Genomic DNA, 20,334 nt, shown 5'->3' with positions numbered 1-20,334 from the left:
GCAAAAAGCGGCAGTGCAGTTGACCCGTTTTGCCATAGATCCGGGGTTTGTCCGGCGCTTAAAGTGGCAGCCCTGAACCGACCCTGCAGAGCCTGCGATGACCGACCTGATCAAACACGAGCAACGCGACGGCGTGTTGACGCTGACCATCGACCGCCCGGACAAGCTCAATGCGCTGAACAACGCCATGTACACGCAACTGGCCGAGCTGTTGCTGGACGCCGACGAAGACCCGCAGACCGGCGTGATCATCATCACCGGTGGCCCGGCGTGCTTTACCAGCGGCAATGACCTGGTGGATTTCCTCCAGCACCCGCCGACTCATCTGGACGCCCCGGCGTTCCACCTGATGAAGGTCGTCACGCGCCTGCAAAAACCGCTGATCGCGGCAGTCTGTGGTGCGGCCATCGGTATTGGCACCACATTGCTGCTGCATTGCGATCAAGTACTGGTCACCCGCAACGCCAAGCTGCGCATGCCGTTCGTCAACATCGGCCTGTGCCCCGAATTTGGCGCCAGCCTGTTGCTGCCACGCCGGCTTGGCCATGCCCGTGCCGCGAGCCTGCTCCTGTTGGGCAACGGCCTGGACGGCAACGAAGCGGTGGCCTGGGGCCTGGCCAACGAAGCCTTCGATGACGGCGAACAATGCCTGGCGGCGGCGAAAAAAATCGCCCAGCGCTTTCTGGCCATGCCCCAGCAAGCCTTGCGCCAGTCCCGGCTGCTGATGAAACAGGCTTGCCTGGCCGAACTGGAAACCACCCTGCGCGAAGAAAACACGCTGTTCATTCAGCGCCTGAATACCGACGAGGCGAAAACCGCCTTGAACGCCCTGCTCAATCGCAGTACAGATAAGAATCCACCGAAAGGAAACCAGCCATGAACACTCCAGAAATCTACGTCGTCAGCGCCGCCCGTACTGCCATCGGTACCTTCGGTGGTTCGCTCAAGGACGTGCCGCTGGCCGACCTCGCGACCACCGCCGTGAAAGCCGCCCTGGAGCGAGCCGCCGTGGACCCGGCGCTCGTTGGCCATCTGGTGATGGGCAACGTGATCCCGACCGAAACCCGCGATGCCTACATCTCCCGCGTCGCGGCGATGAACGCCGGCATTCCGAAGGAAACCCCGGCCTACAACGTCAACCGCCTCTGCGGTTCGGGCCTGCAAGCGATCATCAACGCCGCCCAGACCCTGATGCTCGGCGATGCCGACATCGTCGTCGGTGCCGGTGCCGAATCCATGAGCCGTGGCCCGTACCTGATGCCGGCCGCCCGTTGGGGTTCGCGCATGGGCAACGCCCAGGTCATCGACTACATGCTCGGCATCCTGCATGACCCCTTCCATGGTATCCACATGGGCATCACCGCCGAGAACGTCGCCGCGCGCAACGGCATCACCCGCGAAATGCAGGACGCCCTGGCTTTCGAAGACCAGCAACGCGCGGCCCACGCGATTGCCAACGGCTACTTCAGCGAGCAGATCGCGACCGTGGAGATCCAGGATCGCAAAGGCGTCAAACTGTTCAGCGTCGACGAACATCCGCGCGCCACGTCCCTAGAACAGCTGGCAGCAATGAAGCCGGCGTTCAAGAAGGACGGTTCGGTCACCGCCGGCAACGCCTCGGGTCTGAACGACGGCGCCGCCGCACTGGTCATGGCCAATGGCAACGCGGTCCAGGCCAATAACCTGAAACCCCTCGCCCGCCTGGTCAGCTACGCCCACGCCGGCGTCGAACCGGAATTCATGGGCCTGGGCCCGATTCCGGCCACCCGCCTGGCGCTCAAGCGCGCCGGCCTGACCGTCGCCGACCTGGACGTGATCGAAGCCAACATCGCCTTCGCGGCCCAGGCCTGCGCCGTCAGCCAGGAACTGGACCTCGACCCGGCCAAGGTCAACCCGAACGGTTCGGGTATCGCCCTGGGCCACCCGGTGGGCGCGACCGGCGCAATCATCGCCACCAAGGCCATCCACGAACTGCACCGCACCGGCGGCCGTTACGCGCTGGTGACCATGTGCATCGGTGGTGGTCAGGGGATTGCGGCGATTTTTGAACGGGTCTAAGCAATAGCTGTAAAAAGGGCCGGTGATCATCCAGATCACCGGCCTTTTTCATTCCAGCAGACCAGTAGCGATTCCCTGTGGGAGCGAGCCTGCCCCGGGCGGCGTTCCGACGATTGCGGCGTATCAGGCACCGTCATTGTTGACTGGACGGCCGCTATCGCGAGCAAGCTCGCTCCCACAGGGGTTCTCTAGCGCAAATAAAATCCCATTCTCGCTGAACAAACCACCTGACGACCGGCAGCAAAAACCATTTGCCACAAAATATTACATTCGTCATATTATGATCATCATAATTGACCGCCGCCCCCACAGGTAATCCTCCATGACCAGCATGCCCACCGTTGAACCCGACCTGGTTGCCCCGGTGACTGCCGCCAAACCTCCCCTGCTCAAACGCCTGCTGTTGCCAACACTGGGCATCGCGGCACTGGTGCTGGCCGGTGTGTATGGCACGCATTGGTGGACTGCCGGACGTTTCATCGAGGAAACCGACGACGCCTACATCGGCGGTGATGTGACGGTGATCGGGCCGAAAGTGGCGGGCTACATCGACGAAGTGCTGGTGACCGACAACCAGAAGGTCAAGGCCGGCGACGTGCTGATCCGTCTCGATTCCCGCGACTACCGCGCCCACCTGGCCAAGGCCGAAGGCGCAGTGGCCGCCCAGCAGGCCCTGCTCGCCAACCTCGACGCCACCGAGCAACTGCAACAGGCCGTCATCGGCCAGGCCCGTGCCGGCATCGACGCCGCCGGTGCCGAAGCCGTCCGTTCGCGGGATGACGATGCCCGCTACAAAAAACTGGTGATCACCAACGCCGTCTCGGTTGAAAGTGCCCAGCGGGCCAATACCACGTTCAAGACGGCCCAGGCCCAAAGCAACCGCGCCCAGGCTGAATTGCTGGCCGCGCAACGCCAGTTGAACGTGATCGACACCCAGAAACAACAAGCCCGGGCCGCCTTGATCCAGGCCAAGGCTGAGCGCGACCTGGCGCAATTGAATGTCGGCTACACCGAACTGAAGGCACCGGTTGACGGTGTGATCGGCAATCGCCGGGCGCGGGTCGGCGCCTATGCCCAGGCCGGCTCGCAATTGCTCTCGGTAGTGCCGACCAGCGGTCTGTGGGTCGATGCCAACTTCAAGGAAGACCAACTGGCGCACATGGTGCCGGGGCAACGGGTGGTGATCCGTGCCGACGTGCTGTCGGGGCAGGAATTCCACGGTCACCTGGACAGCCTCGCCCCCGCCAGCGGTTCGCAATTCAGCGTATTGCCGCCGGAAAACGCCACCGGCAACTTCACCAAGATCGTGCAGCGGGTGCCGGTGCGGATTCACCTCGACCCGGCCGACAGTGTGCTCGGCCACTTGCGTCCGGGGTTGTCGGTCACCGCTGAAGTGGACACGCGCAAGGAGCCTGAAGCGCCAGCCGTGGCCAGCGCGCCATGAGCCGTGCCCTCGCCGCCCCGGCGCAACCGTTCAATGCCGCGAACATGGCGACGGCGACCAAGGTTTTCGCCTTCGCCAGCATGTGCATCGGCATGTTCATTGCCCTGCTGGACATCCAGATTGTCTCGGCTTCGTTGCGTGACATCGGCGGCGGGCTTTCCGCCGGCACCGACGAAACCGCGTGGGTACAAACCAGCTACCTGATCGCCGAAATCATCGTGATCCCGCTGTCCGGTTGGCTGTCCCGGGTGTTCTCGACGCGCTGGCTGTTCTGCGCATCGGCGGTGGGTTTCACCCTGGCCAGCCTGCTGTGCGGCATAGCCTGGAACATCCAGAGCATGATCGCCTTCCGCGCCCTGCAAGGGTTTCTGGGCGGTTCGATGATCCCGCTGGTGTTCACCACGGCCTTCGTGTTCTTCACCGGCAAACAACGGGTGATCGCCGCCGCGACCATCGGCGCAGTAGCGTCCCTGGCACCGACCCTGGGGCCGGTGATCGGTGGCTGGATCACCGACATATCGTCCTGGCACTGGCTGTTCTACATCAACCTGGTCCCCGGCATCTTCGTCGCCGTGGCCGTGCCGATGCTGGTAAAAATCGACCAGCCGGAACTGTCGCTGCTCAAAGGCGCGGATTACTTGAGCATGGTGTTTCTGGCGCTGTTCCTTGGCTGCCTGGAATACACCCTCGAAGAAGGCCCGCGCTGGAACTGGTTCAGCGACCGCACGATCCTGACCACCGCGTGGATCAGTGGCCTGGCCGGGCTGGCGTTCATCGGCCGGACCTTGCATGTGGCCAACCCGATTGTCGATCTGCGCGCCTTGAAGGACCGCAATTTCGCCCTCGGTTGTTTCTTCTCGTTCGTCACCGGCATCGGCCTGTTCGCCACCATTTACCTGACACCGCTGTTCCTCGGTCGGGTGCGTGGCTACGGAGCGCTGGACATTGGTCTGGCGGTTTTCTCCACCGGAGTGTTCCAGATCATGGCGATTCCGCTGTATGCCTTTCTGGCCAATCGCGTCGACCTGCGCTGGATCATGATGTTCGGTCTTGGGCTGTTCGCCTTGTCGATGTGGGATTTCAGCCCGATCACCCATGACTGGGGGGCCAAGGAGTTGATGCTGCCGCAAGCCTTGCGCGGGATTGCCCAGCAATTGGCGGTGCCACCGGCGGTGACCTTGACCCTCGGCGGCCTGGCGCCGGCACGGCTCAAGCATGCGTCAGGGTTGTTCAACCTGATGCGCAACCTGGGCGGGGCCATCGGCATCGCCGCGTGCGCGACCATCCTCAACGACCGCACCAACCTGCATTTCACCCGGTTGGCGGAGAACCTCAACAGCACCAACGAGGCGCTCAACCAATGGCTGTCCCAGGTCGGCAACAACTTCGCGGCCCTCGGCCAGAGCGGTGACGCCGGGGTCACCGCCAGCCTGCATCAACTATGGTTGCTGACCTACCGCGAAGCCCAGACGCAAACCTATGGCGATGCGTTCTTGATGATCATGGTCTGCTTCATTATCGCCACGGCGATGGTGCCTTTGATGCGCAAGGTACAACCACCGGCCGCGCCGAGTGCCGATGCTCATTGAGGCTTGTGCGGGTCAGGCCTGAGGCATTTTGCGAAAACCTACGGCCAGACGGTTCCAGCTGTTGATGGTGCTGATGGCCACGGTCAGGTCGACCATTTCCTTGGGCGAGAACTGGGCGCTGACCATTTCGTAGTCTTCATCCGGAGCGTGGGTCAGGCTGAGCTGGGTCAGGGATTCGGTCCAGAGCAGCGCAGCGCGTTCGCGCTCGGTAAAGAACGGTGCTTCGCGCCAGGCTGTCACGGCGAACAGGCGGCGCGGGGTTTCACCGCCCTTGATCGCATCAGCGGTGTGCATGTCGATGCAGAAGGCGCAGCCGTTGATTTGCGAGGCACGCAGTTTGACCAGTTCGATCAGGTTCTTTTCCAGCGGCAGTTTCGAAACGGCGGTTTCCAAAGCGATCATCGCTTTGAGGGCGTCAGGGGATGCGGTGTAGAAATCGATACGAGGTTGCATGGGGTGCTCCAGGGCAGGTGGGTGTGTGACTACGTTAGTCCCCCGACCGTTCTACACAAATAGCCAATCTTTCAGAAGTCGAGGAGGCCATTGGCGGTGCCTTCCTGGTTGTTGGTGGAGGCGCGGGTGTGATGGGTTTCACTCTACACTTTTGGTGAGTTCGCTGCCGTCATCGCGAGCAAGCTCGCTCCCACAATTTGACCGTATTTCCCTGTGGGAGCGAGCTTGCTCCGGGCGGCGATCCGACGATCCGCGCAGCGGCCATTCACACCCGACTGCGCAACCATCGCAGGAAGCCCTTTTTCTCCACCGGCACCGGTAGGTCCTGAGTCAGGGATTTCGCTTTTTGCAGTCGATAATCGAGCAAGGCCTGCATTGCATCGTTGATGTCGTGACGGGCATCCAGGCACGGCTTGAGGTATGACTTTTCGATGCGGTACAGGCCACTGAATGTCTTGGCGGTAAACTGCGCAGGCAGCGCGCTGTCGGTGAGAATACCTGCCTCGCCGAACACCTCCCCCGGCCCCATGCGTCCGGATTCATATGGCGCTCCGTGACGCATCAAGGTCACCGAGATCACGCCGGATTCGATAATGAACAAGTGATCGCTGACCTGCCCCGCTTCCAGGATCACCTCCCCGGCGCGAAAGGTTTGCAGGGTCATGTTCTGGCTGAAGGTGTCTTTCTCTTCCTGGCGCAAGGTGGAGAAAATCGGCGAGCTGTCGAGCAACGCGCGTTTGCGAGTCGAGTTGACCGGCGGACTGGGCTCCACGCTCGACAACAAACTGACCCCGGATGCCTGCAAGTGCCGATAGGCCAGATCGTACAGCTGGTTGCGCACTGAACGTTTCTCGTCCATCGACGCGACAAAGCCGCTGATTTCGTAGACCACTCCGGTGTTGCTGGCGGTTTTCAGGCCGACGCTTGGCGACGGCGTATCGAGCAACGCACGACAACCTTGAATGGCCCGCTCCAAAGCATCGATCACCGTGTTCGGCCGCGCGTGGGGGCTCACTTCCAGCGAGACGGAAATGCCGAACATATCGCTCGGCCGACTGAAATTGATGATCTTGGCCTTGGCTGCCAGGGAGTTGGGAATCACTGCCATGCAACCCTGGGAGGTCTGCAGGCGCGTGGCACGCCAGTCGATGTCGGTGACCCGGCCCTCCATGCCATCGATGGAGATGTAATCATCGAGTTGATAGGGCTTGGTGGTGTTCAGGACGATCCCGGAAAACACGTCACTGAGGGTACTTTGCAAGGCCAGCCCGACGATGATCGCCAACGCACCGGACGTCGCCAGCACGCCCTTGACCGGCAGATCGAGCACATAGGCCAGGGCGGCAATCACCGCGATCAGGAAAATCACCGCACCGAGCAGATCCTGAAGCAATCGCCCGGTGTGCCCGACCCGTTGCATCATCACCGCGCCGATCAGCACGGTCAGGGTCCGCGCGCCGAACAACCACCAGCCGATCTGCAAGCCAGTGGCCGCCAGATGCAAGGGTACGTTGTCAGCCCAGGGCGGCGGCTCCATCGGGTTCAGACCTTCGTTGAACAACAGCAGGCTGAACAACGAAAAAATCACCACCCGTACCAATAGCCGCCAGGCGCTGCCAAGTGCACTGAGCAAGTACCACAACCCAAGATCGATCAGGATCAGCGCCATCGCGCAAATCAGCGGGTGTTCGGTGAGCAATGACAGCATCAAGCAACTCCAGCCAGGGCCAATAACGCGAAGATCGCATGGATTGGCCTCAGTGTAGGAGCATTTGATTTGGCGGGATGAACCCCCTCCCAAAAACACCACAAAACCAATGTGGGAGCGGGCTTGCTCGCGAAAGCGGTATAACAGTCAACACACAGGTTGAAAGTTAAGCAGCCTTCGCGAGCAAGCCCGCTCCCACAGGGGGGATGAGTGATGCCGAAGTTACTTGCTATTGGCCAGTGTGCTGTAGCTGGTCATCAGGTTGCGGTAATCCGGAATATGGTTAGAGAACAGCGTACCCAATCCTTCGATGTCGTTGCGCCAGTCGCGGTGCAGTTCACAGGCCAGGCCGAACCAGGTCATCAGTTGCGCGCCCTGAGCGGTCATACGGTGCCACGCCGATTCGCGGGTCAGTTCGTTGAAGGTGCCGGACGCGTCGGTGACCACGAACACGTCAAAACCTTCGGCCAGCGCCGAAAGCGCCGGGAACGCCACGCACACCTCCGTCACCACACCGGCGATGATCAGTTGTTTCTTGCCAGTTGCCTTGATCGCCTTGACGAAATCTTCGTTGTCCCAGGCGTTGATCTGGCCCGGGCGAGCGATGTACGGCGCATCCGGAAAGAGTGCCTTGAGTTCGGGCACCAGCGGTCCGTTGGGACCGGTTTCGAAACTGGTGGTGAGGATGGTCGGCAGCTTGAAGTACTTGGCCAGGTCAGCCAGCGCCAGCACGTTGTTCTTGAATCGATCCGGATCGATGTCGCGCACCAGAGACAGCAGGCCCGCCTGATGATCAACCATCAAAACCGCGGCGTTGTCCTTGTCCAGACGCTTGTAGGAAGAAGTCATTGCAGTAGTCCTCGCATGTTATCGATGCCGATTGGAAATCGGCGTGGGGTAACCGGTTAGCGCTGGGAGTCCAGCGCTTCGTGTTCGTTCGCCACTTGCTGGGCCTTGAGGTAGCTCTCGATCAGCAACTGATAATGCGGCATGGCCTGGGCGTAGACAGCGGCCCACTGCTCGGCGTCCGGGCGGTTCCACGAACCTTGCAGCTCAGAGAGCGTAGCCATGATGTCGATCGGCACCACCCCGGCCTGGGCCAGACGGGCAACGGTCAGATCAGTGGCCAGTTTCGAGTGGTTGCCGGAGGCGTCGACCACGGCAAACACCTTGTAGCCCTCATGCACGGCGGCGATGGACGGGAACGCCAGGCACACGCTGGTCAAGGTGCCGGCGATCACCAGGGTTTTCTTGCCGGTGGCTTTGACCGCCGCGTGAAACTCCGGGTTGTCCCAGGCGTTGATTTCACCTTTGCGCGCCACGTACTGCGCATGGGGCGCAGCCTCGTGGATTTCCGGGATCAACGGCCCGTTCGGCCCCTGGGGAACGGAAGCGGTGGTGATCACCGGCATCTTGAGCAGGGTCGCGGCCTTGGCCAGGGCAATGGCGTTGGCGCGCAATTGGGGCACGTCCATGTCCTTGACGATCTGGAACAGTCCGCTCTGGTGATCGATCAACAGCATTGCGCTGTCGTTGGGGTCGATGGTCGGTTTCTGGCCGTTGAAGTTGGCCGCGTAGACAGTGTTCATGTGCGTTTCCTCTTTCTTTTGGGCAACAGCCATCCCTGGCCTGAAAACCGGCCTACTCATCCTGTGTAGAGTCGGGTGTAAAAGCGTTGCGAACTAAGCGTGCATCCGGCCGAAGCGACCGGACTGGAAGTCGGCGAAGGCCTGGTGGATTTCTTGCTCGGTGTTCATCACGAACGGCCCGTGACCGACGATCGGCTCGTCAATCGGCTCACCGCTGAGCAACACCACCACCGCGTCTTCGCTGGCTTCGAGGCTCACCTGATCGCCCTTGCGGTCGAACAGGGCCAGTTGTCCCTGGCACACCGATTCCAGGCCGTTGACCTGAACCGTGCCACGCAGAACCACCAGCGCGGTATTGCGCCCTTCATGCAGGTCAAGGGTGAGCAACTTGCCGGCATTCAAACGAATGTCCCACACGTCGACTGGGGTGAAGGTGCGCGCCGGGCCCTTGTGGCCATCGAACTCTCCGGCGATCAGGCGCAGGCTGCCGGCGTTGTCCTTCAAGGGGATGGCCGGGATGTCACGGTCGAGAATCGTCTGGTAGCCGGGGTCGGCCATTTTGTCCCTGGCCGGCAGGTTGACCCACAGTTGCACCATCTCCAGGGTGCCGCCGCTCTTGGCGAAACCTTCGGAGTGAAACTCTTCATGCAGGATCCCCGAGGCAGCGGTCATCCATTGCACATCGCCAGGGCCGATCTTGCCGCCACTGCCGGTGGAGTCCCGGTGCTCCAGCTCGCCCTTGTAAACGATAGTCACGGTTTCGAAGCCACGATGAGGATGCTGACCAACGCCACGCCGTTCGGTGGTCGGGGTGAATTCAGCGGGGCCGGCATGATCCAGCATCAGGAACGGGCTGATGTGCTTGCCCAGGTTGTCGTAGGAAAACAGCGTGCGAACCGGAAACCCGTCGCCAACCCAATGGGTCCGTGGACTGGTGTAGATACCGATGATGTTTTTCATGGTGTCTCCTGGTGAGGTGAGTGAAGCCATGGACAAAGCTTAAAACCGTGACCTTTGCTGCGCTAGACTGCAAAAATCAGCTTTAGCGTTCTATTTGGAGAACGATGGTGGAAGACCTCAACACCCTCTACTACTTCACCCAAGTGGTGGAGCATCACGGTTTCGCCGCGGCCGGCCGGGCACTGGACATGCCCAAGTCCAAGCTCAGCCGACGCATTGCCGAGCTTGAAGAACGCCTCGGCGTGCGCCTGCTGCACCGCACCAGCCGGCATTGCTCATTGACGGAAATCGGCCAGGCCTATTACCAGCGCTGCCTGGCCATGCGGGTGGAGGCGGAAAGCGCCGCCGAACTGATCGAACGCAATCGCTCCGAGCCTCAGGGCCTGGTGCGTGTCAGTTGCCCGACGGCGCTGCTCAATTCCTGGGTCGGGCCGATGCTGACCCGCTACATGCTCAAGTACCCGCTGGTGGAGTTGTTCATCGAGAGCACCAACCGCCGGGTCGACTTGATCCATGAAGGCTTCGACATTGCCCTGCGGGTACGTTTCCCCCCACTGGAAAACACCGACATGGTGATGAAGGTGCTGGGCAACAGCACCCAGAGCGTGGTCGGTAGCCCGGCCTTTTTATCGCGCCTGTCGACACCGGCCTCCCCGGCCGACCTCAGCGGCTTGCCGAGCCTGCACTGGGGCGCGGCGCAGCGTGAATATCAGTGGGAACTGTTCGGTGCCGATGGCAGCACCGCGATGATCCGGCATGCACCGCGCATGGTCACCGATGACCTGTTGGCGTTGCGCCATGCGGCGGTCGCCGGGATCGGCATCGTGCACCTGCCCAGTGTGGTGGTGCGCGATGAAATCGCTGCCGGGCAACTGGTGGAACTGGTGCCGGGCTGGGCACCGAAAAGCGGTGTCATCCATGCGATCTTTCCCTCACGTCGGGGCCTGCTGCCTTCGGTGCGCACGTTGATCGATTTTCTTGGGGAGGAGTTCAGCCGCAGTGATATTGCTTAAGGGCGGGGTAAGGCTTTGGACCGAGTCGCCGCCTTCGCGAGCAAGCCCGCTCCCACAGGGATTCACTGCGTCCACAGCATTTGTGTACGACCCGGATCATTGTGGGAGCGAGCTTGCTCGCGATGGCGTCAGACCAGACACCATCAACACATCTTCCTGCCCCGATTCTTGATTTCCGGTAAACATTGCTTTGCCAATCCAGCGGTTTTTCTCACGGATACAGGCGCGGATACTGCCGCCCATTCCCACTGCAACCTCTGGAGTCTTCAATGTCTATTCCCGCTTTCGGCCTGGGTACCTTTCGCCTGCAAGGCCAGGTGGTTATCGATTCGGTGAGCACCGCCCTGGCGCTCGGCTACCGAGTGATTGATACCGCACAAATCTACGAGAACGAAGCCGACGTCGGCGAGGCTATCGCCGCCAGCGGCATCGCCCGGGAAGAGTTGTTCATCACCAGCAAGATCTGGGTCGCCAACCTGGCCGGTGATCGTCTGATCGACAGCTTGAAAGAAAGCCTGCGCAAACTGCAGACCGACTACCTGGACCTGACCCTGATCCACTGGCCGTCGCCGGACGATCAGGTGCCGGTCGAAGAATTCATGGGCGCCCTGCTCGAAGCCAAACACCTGGGCCTGACCCGGCAGATCGGCGTGTCCAACTTCACCATCGACCTGATGAAACAGGCGATCGCCGCCACGGGTGCCGCGCACATCGCTACCCACCAGATCGAACTGCACCCTTACCTGCAGAACCGCGAGGTCGTCGAGTTCGCACGCAGCCAGGGCATCGGCATAACCTCGTACATGACCCTGGCTTACGGTGAAGTCCTCAAGGATCCGCTCATCCAGCAGATCGCCGAACGCCTGCACGCGACACCGGCGCAGGTCACCCTGGCCTGGGCCATGCAATCGGGTTACGCCGTGATCCCGTCGTCCACTCGCCGGGCCAACCTTGAAAGCAACTTGAAGGCTCGCGAACTGACCTTGAGCGAAGCCGACATGGCCTTGATCGCAACGCTGGATCGCGGCCACCGCTTGACCAGCCCGAAAGGCATCGCACCGAACTGGGATTGAGCCTCAATCCTGCTCCAGATGCCGGTCCAGGCGGGCCATGGCTTGCTGTAGCTGGTCGACGGCGTCGTCGATCAGCACCCCGCGACCGTCATTGCACGCCTGCTCCAGTTGTTCGCAACACTCGACCAGGGCAAGCGCTCGCACCATCAGAGCCCCACCCTTGATCCGGTGTGCCAGTTCCTGCAAGCCCGGGTGATTGCCGCCAGCATGCAAGGCCAGTAAATGCACGCGATCCTCGCGGTTGCTCAGCGCCAGATCGCGCAACAGTTGATCGATCAGCTCACGGTCCACATCCGCAAAGCGCTCCAGCCCGCTCAAATCGAATTCGGCGACGCCTGGATCGTCGATTGCCGTTGAGGGTGCGCTGGAAAACCGCTGGGCGAGCCACGCCTGCAAATCCACCAGGCGAATGGGTTTGAACAGGCAATCGTCCATACCCGCGGCCTGGCATCGGACCTTCTCCTCGGCCTGCGCATTGGCGGTAAAGCCCAGAATCAGTGTCGCCGACAGCCCCTGCACCCGCTCTTGTTCACGTATTGCACCCGCCAATTCGTAACCACTGAGCACCGGCATGTTGCAGTCGGTGATGACCAGGTCGAACCCTTGCCCGCGCCACTGTTCAAGCCCCTGCGCCCCGTCTTCAGCCAGCACCACGCGATGGCCCAGATAGCTCAGCTGCCGCGAGAGCAACAGGCGATTGGCCGGATAATCGTCGACCACCAGAATCGACAACGCCCGGGTCGTGAGCTGCGCCGGATCCAGGGTCTTGCCCCCCGCGGGTAACGCTTGCAGGGCGGGCAGCACCAGGCTGATGTCCACCCGCGTCCCATGCCCAGGCTGACTGTCGAGTTGCAACCGGCCGCCCATCATTTCGCACAGGGTACGACTGATCACCAGACCCAGGCCGGATCCTTGCCGGGCGCTCTGCTGGCTGTTGCCCGCCTGCACGAACGGGCTGAACAGGCGTTGCTGGTCGAAAGCACTGATGCCGATGCCGCTGTCCTCGATCTGTACGCTGACGGCGAGGTGCGCCGGGGCTTGAGGTCGCACTCCCAGCGTCAGCTTCACCTGGCCTTCCCGGGTGAACTTGATCGCATTGCTCAGCAGATTCGACAGCACCTGTTTGAAGCGCGTGGGGTCGAGCATCACGTCACAGTCACTGTGTTCGTCGAGTTCGACCCGCCACTGCAGACTCTTCTGCACCGCCAGTCCTTCGAAAACCCGGCAGACCGACGTCACCAGCGCCTGCAGATTGACCCGCTCCGGCGCCAGCGACAAATGCCCGGATTCGATCCGCGCGACGTCCAGAATGTCGCCGATCAAATCCAGCAATTGCTGCCCGGCGTTGGACGCCACCTCGATGGCGGCGCGGTCGGTCTCCCCTTCATCGGCCCGTTTCAGCGCCAGTTCGAGCATGCCTATCAAGGCGTTCATCGGCGTGCGGATTTCATGGCTCATGGTGGCCAGGAACGTGGTCTTGGCCCGGTTGGCGTCGTCCGCCGCGTCCTTGGCTTCCTGCAGTTGTCCGAGCAATTGCTGACGCTGGCGAATCTGGCGCCGCTGCCAGACGATCCCGGCCAACGCGAGCAACAGCAAGACACCCGCCACTGCAAACGCCTTCACGATCGCCTGCCGGTGTCGCAACCAGTAACTCTGCTCGACCATCGAGTCATAGCGCCAGGGCTGGGTCAGCTCGTCAATTTCTTCGGGAGGGATGCTCAACAGCGCCTTGTCCAGGATCGAATGCAGCTCGGTGGCCTCGCGACTGGTCGCCAGGGTGCTTCGTGCAGGGTCGGTGCCCACGGTGCTGGTCACTTGCAGGCGATCGCGATACTGCCGGGAAATCAGGTAACGGGCGCTGATCAAGGAGTTGATGCCGCCGTGCGTCTTGCCTTGGGCGACCATTTCCATGGCGTCCGTCGACAATGGTGCATCCACCAACTGGATCAGCGGGTAATGCTGGCGAAGGTACTCGCCGACAATGTTGCCCTGGGTCAGTGCCAGGGTTCGCCCTGCCATGTCATCCAGCGTCCTGGGGCTGTCCGCGGCCACGCGGGTCACCAGCACCGAAGGGCTGCTCAGGAACGCCCGGGTGAACAGCAATTGATCTTCACGCTGGGAACTGAGGCCGATACCGGCCAGCACATCGATCTGCCCGCTCCTGATGCCGGTCATCATCTCGGCTACCGATTTCATGCCCCGGATGTCGAATTGCAAGCCGGTGCGCAAACTGATTTTCGTCAGCACATCGACGCCAATACCGCGGAACTTGCCTTCGCTGTCGATAAATGAAATCGGCGGAATGTTTTCGTTGATCGCGACCCTCACCCGTGGGTGGCGTTCGAGCCAGCGTTGCTCGGCCACGCTCAATTGCAATGACTGGGTGCCCGGGATAGACACCCCGTTTGCCCCCCAACGACGCAGGATGTTCATTTGTTCATTGGTGGTGATGGCCGCCAGTGCCTTGTTGACGATGCGCAACAGCGAATCGTTGTCGCGGGCCATCGCAAAGGCAAAACGCCCGGACTCCATGGGCGAGAAGTCCGTCAGGTGCACGTTGTTCAGGTAATTTCTGCTGATCAGGTAATGGGCATTGATCGCATCGCCCAGGTAGACATCGGCCTGGCCGAAAGCCACGGCGCCCATCGCCGCCAATGTCGAAGGAAACAGCTGGACCTGCGCCCTGGAATAGAACTGTTGCACGCTGTATTCGGGCAGGTAGTGATACAGCATCACCAGCCGCTTGCCGGCCAGTGTCGGGTCGAGCACCGGAGGGAAATCGGTGCGCGTGACCAGCACCGGTTGATCGACCGCGTACGCGCTGGACATCTGTAACTGTGGATCTTCGGCTTCAAATCGATTGGCCGTTCCCAGCAGGTCTGCCTGCCCTTCCTTGATGGCCTGCACCGCGTCGGCCCGCGACGGATAACGTTGGACCTCAATGACGACGTTCAGCAATTGTTCGAGCAAGCCGGCGTAATCGGCTGTCAGGCCTTCGAATACCTTGCCCGCCGTGTTGAACTCGAAGGGGGGATAGTCCGGCGCCGAGACAGCCAGCACCAATCGGCCCTTTTTCTGTAGCCAGCGCGACTCGGTTTCCGACAACCTGACGCTCAGGCCTTCGACACTCGAGCGTCCCAACAGGGTCAACGACTGTTGTGCACAGACCGTTGATGCCCAGAGAAGAAGGCCGATCAGTACCCCACCTGCCAGTCGTCGGAGTGCGTTCATTCAGATCAGATGATTGCGCAGGGCGAAATCCCTCAAGTGCACCGACGAGTTCACGTTGAGCTTGAGGGTGAGTCGGGTCTTGTAGGTACTGACGGTCTTGTAGCTCAGGTGCATGATCTCGGCGATTTCGAGGTTTTTCGACCCCCGGGCCAGGTACTGCAGGATGGTCAACTCACGATTGGACAGCCTGTCGATCAACTGCTTTTCGCTGCGTTGCAACTCCCCCATCGACACGGAACTGGAGGGAATCTGAGCGAAATAGGTGTAGCCGGCCATCACGCAATTCACCGCCGCCTTCAGGTCATCCAGGTCCTTGCTCTTGCAAACATAGGCAACAGCCCCGGCACGCATGCAGCGGTCCTGATAGAACTGGGCCTCCAGCGAGGTGAACACCACCACGCGACATCGCATCTTTTCGGTCTTGATACGGTCCATCACCTCAAGCCCCGCCACACCGGGAAGGCCCAGATCAAGCAGCACGACATCCGGTTGATGCTCCCGGATCAACGTCAGGACCTTATCGCCACGGCAGGCCTCGTAAATCCGCTTGAACCCTTCGCCCTTGAGTACGAGTTTGATCATGGAGCGAACCACCGGATGATCTTCCGCAATCAGTGCTGACTTCATGACATCTCCCGTGCAAACCAACACGATCGGGCAAAAAATGCCCTCCAGGCACCGCAGCGGTTGGACACAACGCTGCGCATAGACTTTTGCATGGAAGGCTGCAAAGAACTACCTGACAGAAATGACAGTTCCGACAAACGGTAGCCGACGATCGACAGCGCTCATCAGCTGCGTAATGCACACCAGGTCAGGCAGGGCAGTCCGGCTGACCTGGACGTTGCCCGCGACGGGCGGCAACGGCGTCTGCTGTTCATTGAAGATAAACGCGTGATGAACATGCGGGTTGTCGGCAAAAAAACTCAACAGGTCCAGCCCTTCGCTGGCCATCGCCCCGTTGATAAGCACCAGGTCCAAAGGCTCGCAACCGTACTCCACCAGTGGCAGGAGCTCGTCGAGGCTCTGCACCGGTGCTACGCGAAAGTAGCCGAGCTGATTGAACAGTCGCTCGATCCGCAGGCGGTTGAAGTGCTGCGCATCGGCGATCAGGATGCGCAAGGATTTGTTCGGCATGGTGACCTCCAAAAGGATGTCGATTTCAAGAGGTCGCAAAGCCTACGGAAGACCTTCCTGGGTTTATGTAGGAATTTTCCTAAATAAAAGCCGGTTAGTCTGACGCTTGCCAGGGAAACCTTGGCCCTTACTCCGTGGTACTCGGACTCCAGAACGCCTGCACCACCAGGGTCGAGGTCGAAATCCGTGCCACCAGCGCATCCAGCTCATCACCATCGACCGAAGTGGTGGCCAGGGTGGCTTCGATTTCAATTTCATCCGTGCCGAAGGCGTGCACATCGACATCGCTGGCCGGGTAGTTACTGCGTTCCAGCTCGGCTTCGAGCAAGGCCAGCACGGCTTTCTGCTGCGTGCGTCGGGCAATGACATAGACGATGTTGGTGACCTCCGCCGAAATCACATCCAGCGGCTGACGGTTGATGTTGTTGACGATCGGCCGCAGCAAGGTGTTGGCCGCGAGCACAAACAAGGTGCCAAGCAACGCCTCGGCCAGCAGGTCGGCACCGGCGCAGGCACCGACTGCCGCCGAGGTCCAGAGCGTGGCGGCCGTGTTGAGACCGCGCACGTTGCCCTCTTCGCGCATGATCACCCCGGCACCGAGGAAGCCGATGCCGGAAACTACGTAAGCTACGACCCGCACGGCACCTTCGGCACCGGCGAGACGGTTGGCCATGTCGACGAAAATCGCCGCGCCCACCGCCACCAGCACGTTGGTGCGCAGGCCGGCGGTGCGCTGCCGGTACTGGCGCTCGAAACCGATCAGGCCACCGAGGATGAAGGCCGCGCTGAGGCTGACCAGGGTGTCGAGCAGGGAGGTCAGGTTGAGGTTGTTCAGTGCTTGCATGATGAATCCTTTGAAAAACACACGATCCCCTGTGGGAGCGAGCTTGCTCGCGATGGCGGTGTATCAGTTGACATGGATATCGACTGACACTCAGTCATCGCGAGCAAGCTCGCTCCCACAGGGGTTGCGTTGATTGGCCAGCCTCGCGGCTTTATTGCCAGCCAAACCGACGAATGTAGAACCCCTTCACCGCCTGGGTCAGTGCCATGTACGCCAGCAGGATCACCGGCAGGAACACGAAATACAGCGAAGGCAACGCCTGCAATTTGAAGTAATGGGCCAACGGTCCCATCGGCAGGAAAATCCCCACGGCCATGATCAGCCCGGTCATCACCAGCAAGGGCATGGCCGCGCGGCTTTGCAGGAACGGGATTTTCGGCGTGCGGATCATGTGCACGATCAGCGTCTGGGTCAGCAGCCCGACCACGAACCAGCCGGACTGGAACAGGGTCTGGTGATCCGGGGTGTTGGCATCGAACACGTACCACATCAAGGCGAACGTGGTGATGTCGAAGATCGAACTGATCGGCCCGAAAAACAGCATGAAGCGCCCGACATCCGCCGGCTGCCAGCGCTGCGGTTGCTTGAGCATTTCGTCATCGACGTTATCGAACGGAATGGCGATCTGCGAAATGTCATAGAGCAGGTTCTGCACCAGCAGGTGCATCGGCAGCATGGGCAGGAACGGTATGAACGCACTGGCCACCAGCACCGAGAACACGTTGCCGAAGTTCGAACTGGCGGTCATCTTGATGTACTTGAGCATGTTGGCGAAGGTCCGGCGCCCTTCCAGCACACCCTCCTCCAGCACCATCAGGCTCTTTTCCAGCAGGATGATATCGGCCGCTTCTTTGGCGATGTCCACGGCGCTGTCCACCGAAATACCGATGTCGGCGGTACGCAGGGCCGGGGCGTCATTGATGCCGTCGCCCATGAAACCGACCACATGGCCGTTGCCCTTGAGCAGACGGACAATGCGCTCCTTGTGCGAGGGCGTCAGTTTGGCGAAGACGTTGGTGGTCTCCACGGCTTTCGCCAGTTCGGCGTCGCTCATGCGCTCGATGTCATTGCCCATCAGCAGGCCCTGCTGCTCCAGGCCGACTTCGCGGCAGATTTTCGCCGTCACCAGTTCGTTGTCGCCGGTCAGCACTTTCACCGCCACGCCATGGGCGGCCAGGGCCTTGATGGCCGGTGCGGTGCTTTCTTTCGGCGGATCGAGAAATGCCACGTAACCGATCAGCGTCAGTGCCTGTTCGTCGGCCAGGCTGTAGGTATCGCGGCCTTCGACCATTGGCCGTGCCGCTACCGCAACCACCCGCAGGCCCTCGGCGTTGAACGTGGCCGTGACCTGACGGATGCGCGCCAGCAGTTCTTCGGTCAAGGCCTCATCGACTTCGCCATGACGCACCCGCGAGCACACCGCCAGCACCTCTTCCACCGCGCCCTTGCAGATCAGCAAGTGCGGTTGATCGCGCTCGGCGACCACCACCGACATGCGCCGGCGGGTGAAGTCGAACGGGATCTCGTCGACCTTGCGAAACGCCGTGCCGACCTTCAGTTCACGGTGGATCTCGACGTGTTCGAGCACCGCCACATCCAGCAGGTTTTTCAGGCCGGTCTGGTAGTAGCTGTTGAGGTAGGCCATTTCCAGCACGTCATCGGAGTCATGGCCCCAGACATCGACGTTGCGCGCCAGGAAGATCTTGTCCTGGGTCAGGGTACCGGTCTTGTCGGTGCACAGCACGTCCATGGCGCCGAAGTTCTGGATAGCGTCGAGGCGTTTGACGATGACTTTCTTGCGCGACAGGAACACCGCGCCCTTGGCCAGGGTCGAGGTGACGATCATCGGCAGCATTTCCGGGGTCAGGCCCACGGCGATCGACAGCGCGAACAGCAGCGCTTCGGTCCAGTCGCCCTTGGTGAAACCGTTGATGAACAACACCAGCGGCGCCATCACGAACATGAAGCGGATCAGCAGCCAGCTGACTTTGTTGACCCCGGTCTGGAACGAAGTCGGTGCCCGGTCAGTGGCGCCGACCCGCTGGGCCAGGGCACCGAAATAGGTGCTGTTGCCGGTGGTAATGATCACCGCCATGGCCGTGCCGGACACCACGTTGGTGCCCATGAACAGGATGTTGTCCAGGTCCAGGGGATTGAGCGTGTCACGGTCCTGCTGGCGGGGAAACTTTTCCACCGGCATCGATTCGCCGGTCATGGCAGCCTGGCTGACGAACAGGTCCTTGGCGCTGAGCACCCGGCAATCGGCGGGAATCATGTCGCCGGCAGACAACACGATCAGATCGCCCGGCACCAGGTGCCTGATCGGCAATTCGATACGCTGCGCGCCGCGGTCCTCAAGGTCCCGGCGCATCACCGTGGCGGTGTTGCTGACCATCGCCTTGAGGGCATCGGCGGCCTGGTTGGATTTGGTTTCCTGCCAGAAACGCAGGAAGGTCGAGAGCACCACCATGGAGAAAATCACGACGGCGGCTTTCATGTCTTCGGTCAGCCAGGAGATGACCGCCAGCAACGTCAGCAGCAGGTTGAACGGATTCTTGTAGCAGTGCCACAGGTGCATCCACCAAGGCAGTGGTTGTTCGTGCTCGACTTCATTGAAGCCGAACTGCTCGCGCAAGGCATCGGCTTCAAGCTCGCTCAAGCCGTCGGTGTGACTGCCCAGGGTGTTGAGCAATTGACCCGTGTCGCTGCCGGCAGCGGCCACCAGGGTTTGCGCCAGGCTGGGCGGGACTTCACGGCTGACCGTGGTGTCGGTGAAGGTTTCCAGCAACGCCAGGCTACGGAAGTGCCGGGCGATGTGGCGGTTACGCAGGAAGCCTGCGAAGAATTCCTTGAGGTTAAGTTTCATGGCTGGTGCCCCTTTGGTCAGCCGGGAAACCGTCGAGCAGGCGGGTCCACGCCTCTTGCGCCGGAACAACCGGCAAAGCAAGGCCTGGCACGCCGGTCACGAATGACAGGCGTGTCGATAGAGCGGCGGCCACGACAACAAGTCGAAACCACGCACTGTTCAGCGTCGATGAGAGGGACTTCGGGACACGGCCAGGACGGGCCATGATCGGGATGCCGCTGCTCGCTTGTCGGCGAGACAACGGCACAGGAGACTGCGCGTTATCTTGCCGAGAAAATGCCGGTTACCGAGACCGGCCGACAACTGTCACTCGAACAAGTACCCACTGTGGGTCTCCGTAATGGATGAAAACGCGCGAAGCTTACGCCC

General features: G+C 61.2%; 16 protein-coding genes. 6 read left to right on the top strand and 10 right to left on the bottom strand.

All coding sequences use genetic code 11. From position 1 onward, the window contains the following. Positions 1 to 97 precede the first annotated feature (97 nt). The 4 genes from AC1RS8_RS22915 (at position 98) to AC1RS8_RS22900 (ending at position 5,091) form a co-directional block, all read left to right on the top strand. Complete coding sequence (locus AC1RS8_RS22915; RefSeq protein ID WP_489338957.1) at positions 98 to 880, top strand: enoyl-CoA hydratase-related protein; 783 nt, start codon at positions 98 to 100, stop codon at positions 878 to 880. Further along, positions 877 to 2,058: an acetyl-CoA C-acyltransferase family protein gene (locus AC1RS8_RS22910; protein ID WP_489338958.1), complete on the top strand. Its 1,182-nt coding sequence runs from the start codon at positions 877 to 879 to the stop codon at positions 2,056 to 2,058. Before AC1RS8_RS22915 ends, AC1RS8_RS22910 begins: the two co-directional genes overlap by 4 nt. Before the next feature lie 322 nt (positions 2,059 to 2,380). Beyond that, positions 2,381 to 3,502: an HlyD family secretion protein gene (locus tag AC1RS8_RS22905; RefSeq protein ID WP_489338959.1), complete on the top strand. Its 1,122-nt coding sequence runs from the start codon at positions 2,381 to 2,383 to the stop codon at positions 3,500 to 3,502. Then, a complete protein-coding gene (locus AC1RS8_RS22900; RefSeq protein WP_057713965.1) occupies positions 3,499 to 5,091 on the top strand; it encodes a DHA2 family efflux MFS transporter permease subunit in 1,593 nt (530 codons plus the stop codon). The genes AC1RS8_RS22905 and AC1RS8_RS22900 overlap by 4 nt, the downstream gene beginning before the upstream one ends. 12 nt (positions 5,092 to 5,103) lie before the next feature. Here the strand turns inward: AC1RS8_RS22900 and AC1RS8_RS22895 are convergent, their stop codons facing one another. The 5 genes from AC1RS8_RS22895 to AC1RS8_RS22875 all read right to left on the bottom strand — a co-directional run bounded on the left by AC1RS8_RS22895 (position 5,104) and on the right by AC1RS8_RS22875 (position 9,801). Then, positions 5,104 to 5,544: a carboxymuconolactone decarboxylase family protein gene (locus AC1RS8_RS22895; protein WP_154861462.1), complete on the bottom strand. Its 441-nt coding sequence runs from the start codon at positions 5,542 to 5,544 to the stop codon at positions 5,104 to 5,106. A gap of 265 nt (positions 5,545 to 5,809) precedes the next feature. Beyond that, positions 5,810 to 7,252 carry a mechanosensitive ion channel domain-containing protein gene (locus AC1RS8_RS22890; RefSeq protein ID WP_489338960.1) on the bottom strand — a complete coding sequence of 481 codons (1,443 nt, stop codon included), beginning with the start codon at positions 7,250 to 7,252 and terminating at the stop codon, positions 5,810 to 5,812. 222 nt (positions 7,253 to 7,474) lie between these two features. After that, the gene (gene ycaC / locus AC1RS8_RS22885; RefSeq protein ID WP_057713962.1) at positions 7,475 to 8,101 is read right to left on the bottom strand and encodes an isochorismate family cysteine hydrolase YcaC; all 627 of its coding nucleotides are present in this window, start codon (positions 8,099 to 8,101) and stop codon (positions 7,475 to 7,477) included. Positions 8,102 to 8,157: 56 nt separating this feature from the next. Further along, a complete protein-coding gene (locus tag AC1RS8_RS22880; protein WP_008049795.1) occupies positions 8,158 to 8,841 on the bottom strand; it encodes an isochorismatase family protein in 684 nt (227 codons plus the stop codon). 93 nt (positions 8,842 to 8,934) lie between these two features. Further along, positions 8,935 to 9,801, bottom strand: a complete 867-nt coding sequence (locus tag AC1RS8_RS22875) for a pirin family protein (RefSeq protein ID WP_489338961.1) — start codon at positions 9,799 to 9,801, stop codon at positions 8,935 to 8,937. Between the two features lie 104 nt (positions 9,802 to 9,905). Between AC1RS8_RS22875 and AC1RS8_RS22870 the strand changes: the two genes are divergently transcribed. Together AC1RS8_RS22870 and dkgB are read left to right on the top strand one after the other, a co-directional pair. Next, complete coding sequence (locus AC1RS8_RS22870) at positions 9,906 to 10,814, top strand: LysR family transcriptional regulator (protein ID WP_057713960.1); 909 nt, start codon at positions 9,906 to 9,908, stop codon at positions 10,812 to 10,814. 269 nt (positions 10,815 to 11,083) lie between these two features. Beyond that, entirely contained in the window at positions 11,084 to 11,887 is an 804-nt protein-coding gene (gene dkgB, locus AC1RS8_RS22865) for a 2,5-didehydrogluconate reductase DkgB (protein WP_489338963.1), read from the top strand. A 3-nt stretch (positions 11,888 to 11,890) separates the two neighbouring features. On the opposite strand, the gene AC1RS8_RS22860 is transcribed toward dkgB, so the two are convergent. From AC1RS8_RS22860 to mgtA, 5 genes are all read right to left on the bottom strand, one after another. Further along, positions 11,891 to 15,118 (bottom strand): transporter substrate-binding domain-containing protein, encoded by a 3,228-nt coding sequence (locus AC1RS8_RS22860; RefSeq protein WP_493163654.1) that lies wholly within the window; start codon positions 15,116 to 15,118, stop codon positions 11,891 to 11,893. Beyond that, on the bottom strand, positions 15,119 to 15,745 hold the full coding sequence (locus tag AC1RS8_RS22855) for a response regulator transcription factor (RefSeq protein ID WP_057713957.1): 627 nt from the start codon (positions 15,743 to 15,745) through the stop codon (positions 15,119 to 15,121). It abuts the gene before it with no gap. 108 nt (positions 15,746 to 15,853) lie between these two features. Then, positions 15,854 to 16,255 (bottom strand): chemotaxis protein CheY, encoded by a 402-nt coding sequence (locus AC1RS8_RS22850; protein ID WP_489338965.1) that lies wholly within the window; start codon positions 16,253 to 16,255, stop codon positions 15,854 to 15,856. A gap of 127 nt (positions 16,256 to 16,382) precedes the next feature. Further along, positions 16,383 to 17,099, bottom strand: coding sequence for an MgtC/SapB family protein (locus AC1RS8_RS22845; protein ID WP_057713955.1), 717 nt, complete (start codon positions 17,097 to 17,099; stop codon positions 16,383 to 16,385). Positions 17,100 to 17,250: 151 nt separating this feature from the next. After that, positions 17,251 to 19,965: a magnesium-translocating P-type ATPase gene (gene mgtA, locus AC1RS8_RS22840; RefSeq protein WP_489338966.1), complete on the bottom strand. Its 2,715-nt coding sequence runs from the start codon at positions 19,963 to 19,965 to the stop codon at positions 17,251 to 17,253. Between the last annotated feature and the right edge of the window lie 369 nt (positions 19,966 to 20,334).

This window comes from Pseudomonas sp. GW821-FHT12A04 (assembly GCF_058807755.1).
This window is presented reverse-complemented; position numbering and strand designations above follow the sequence as displayed.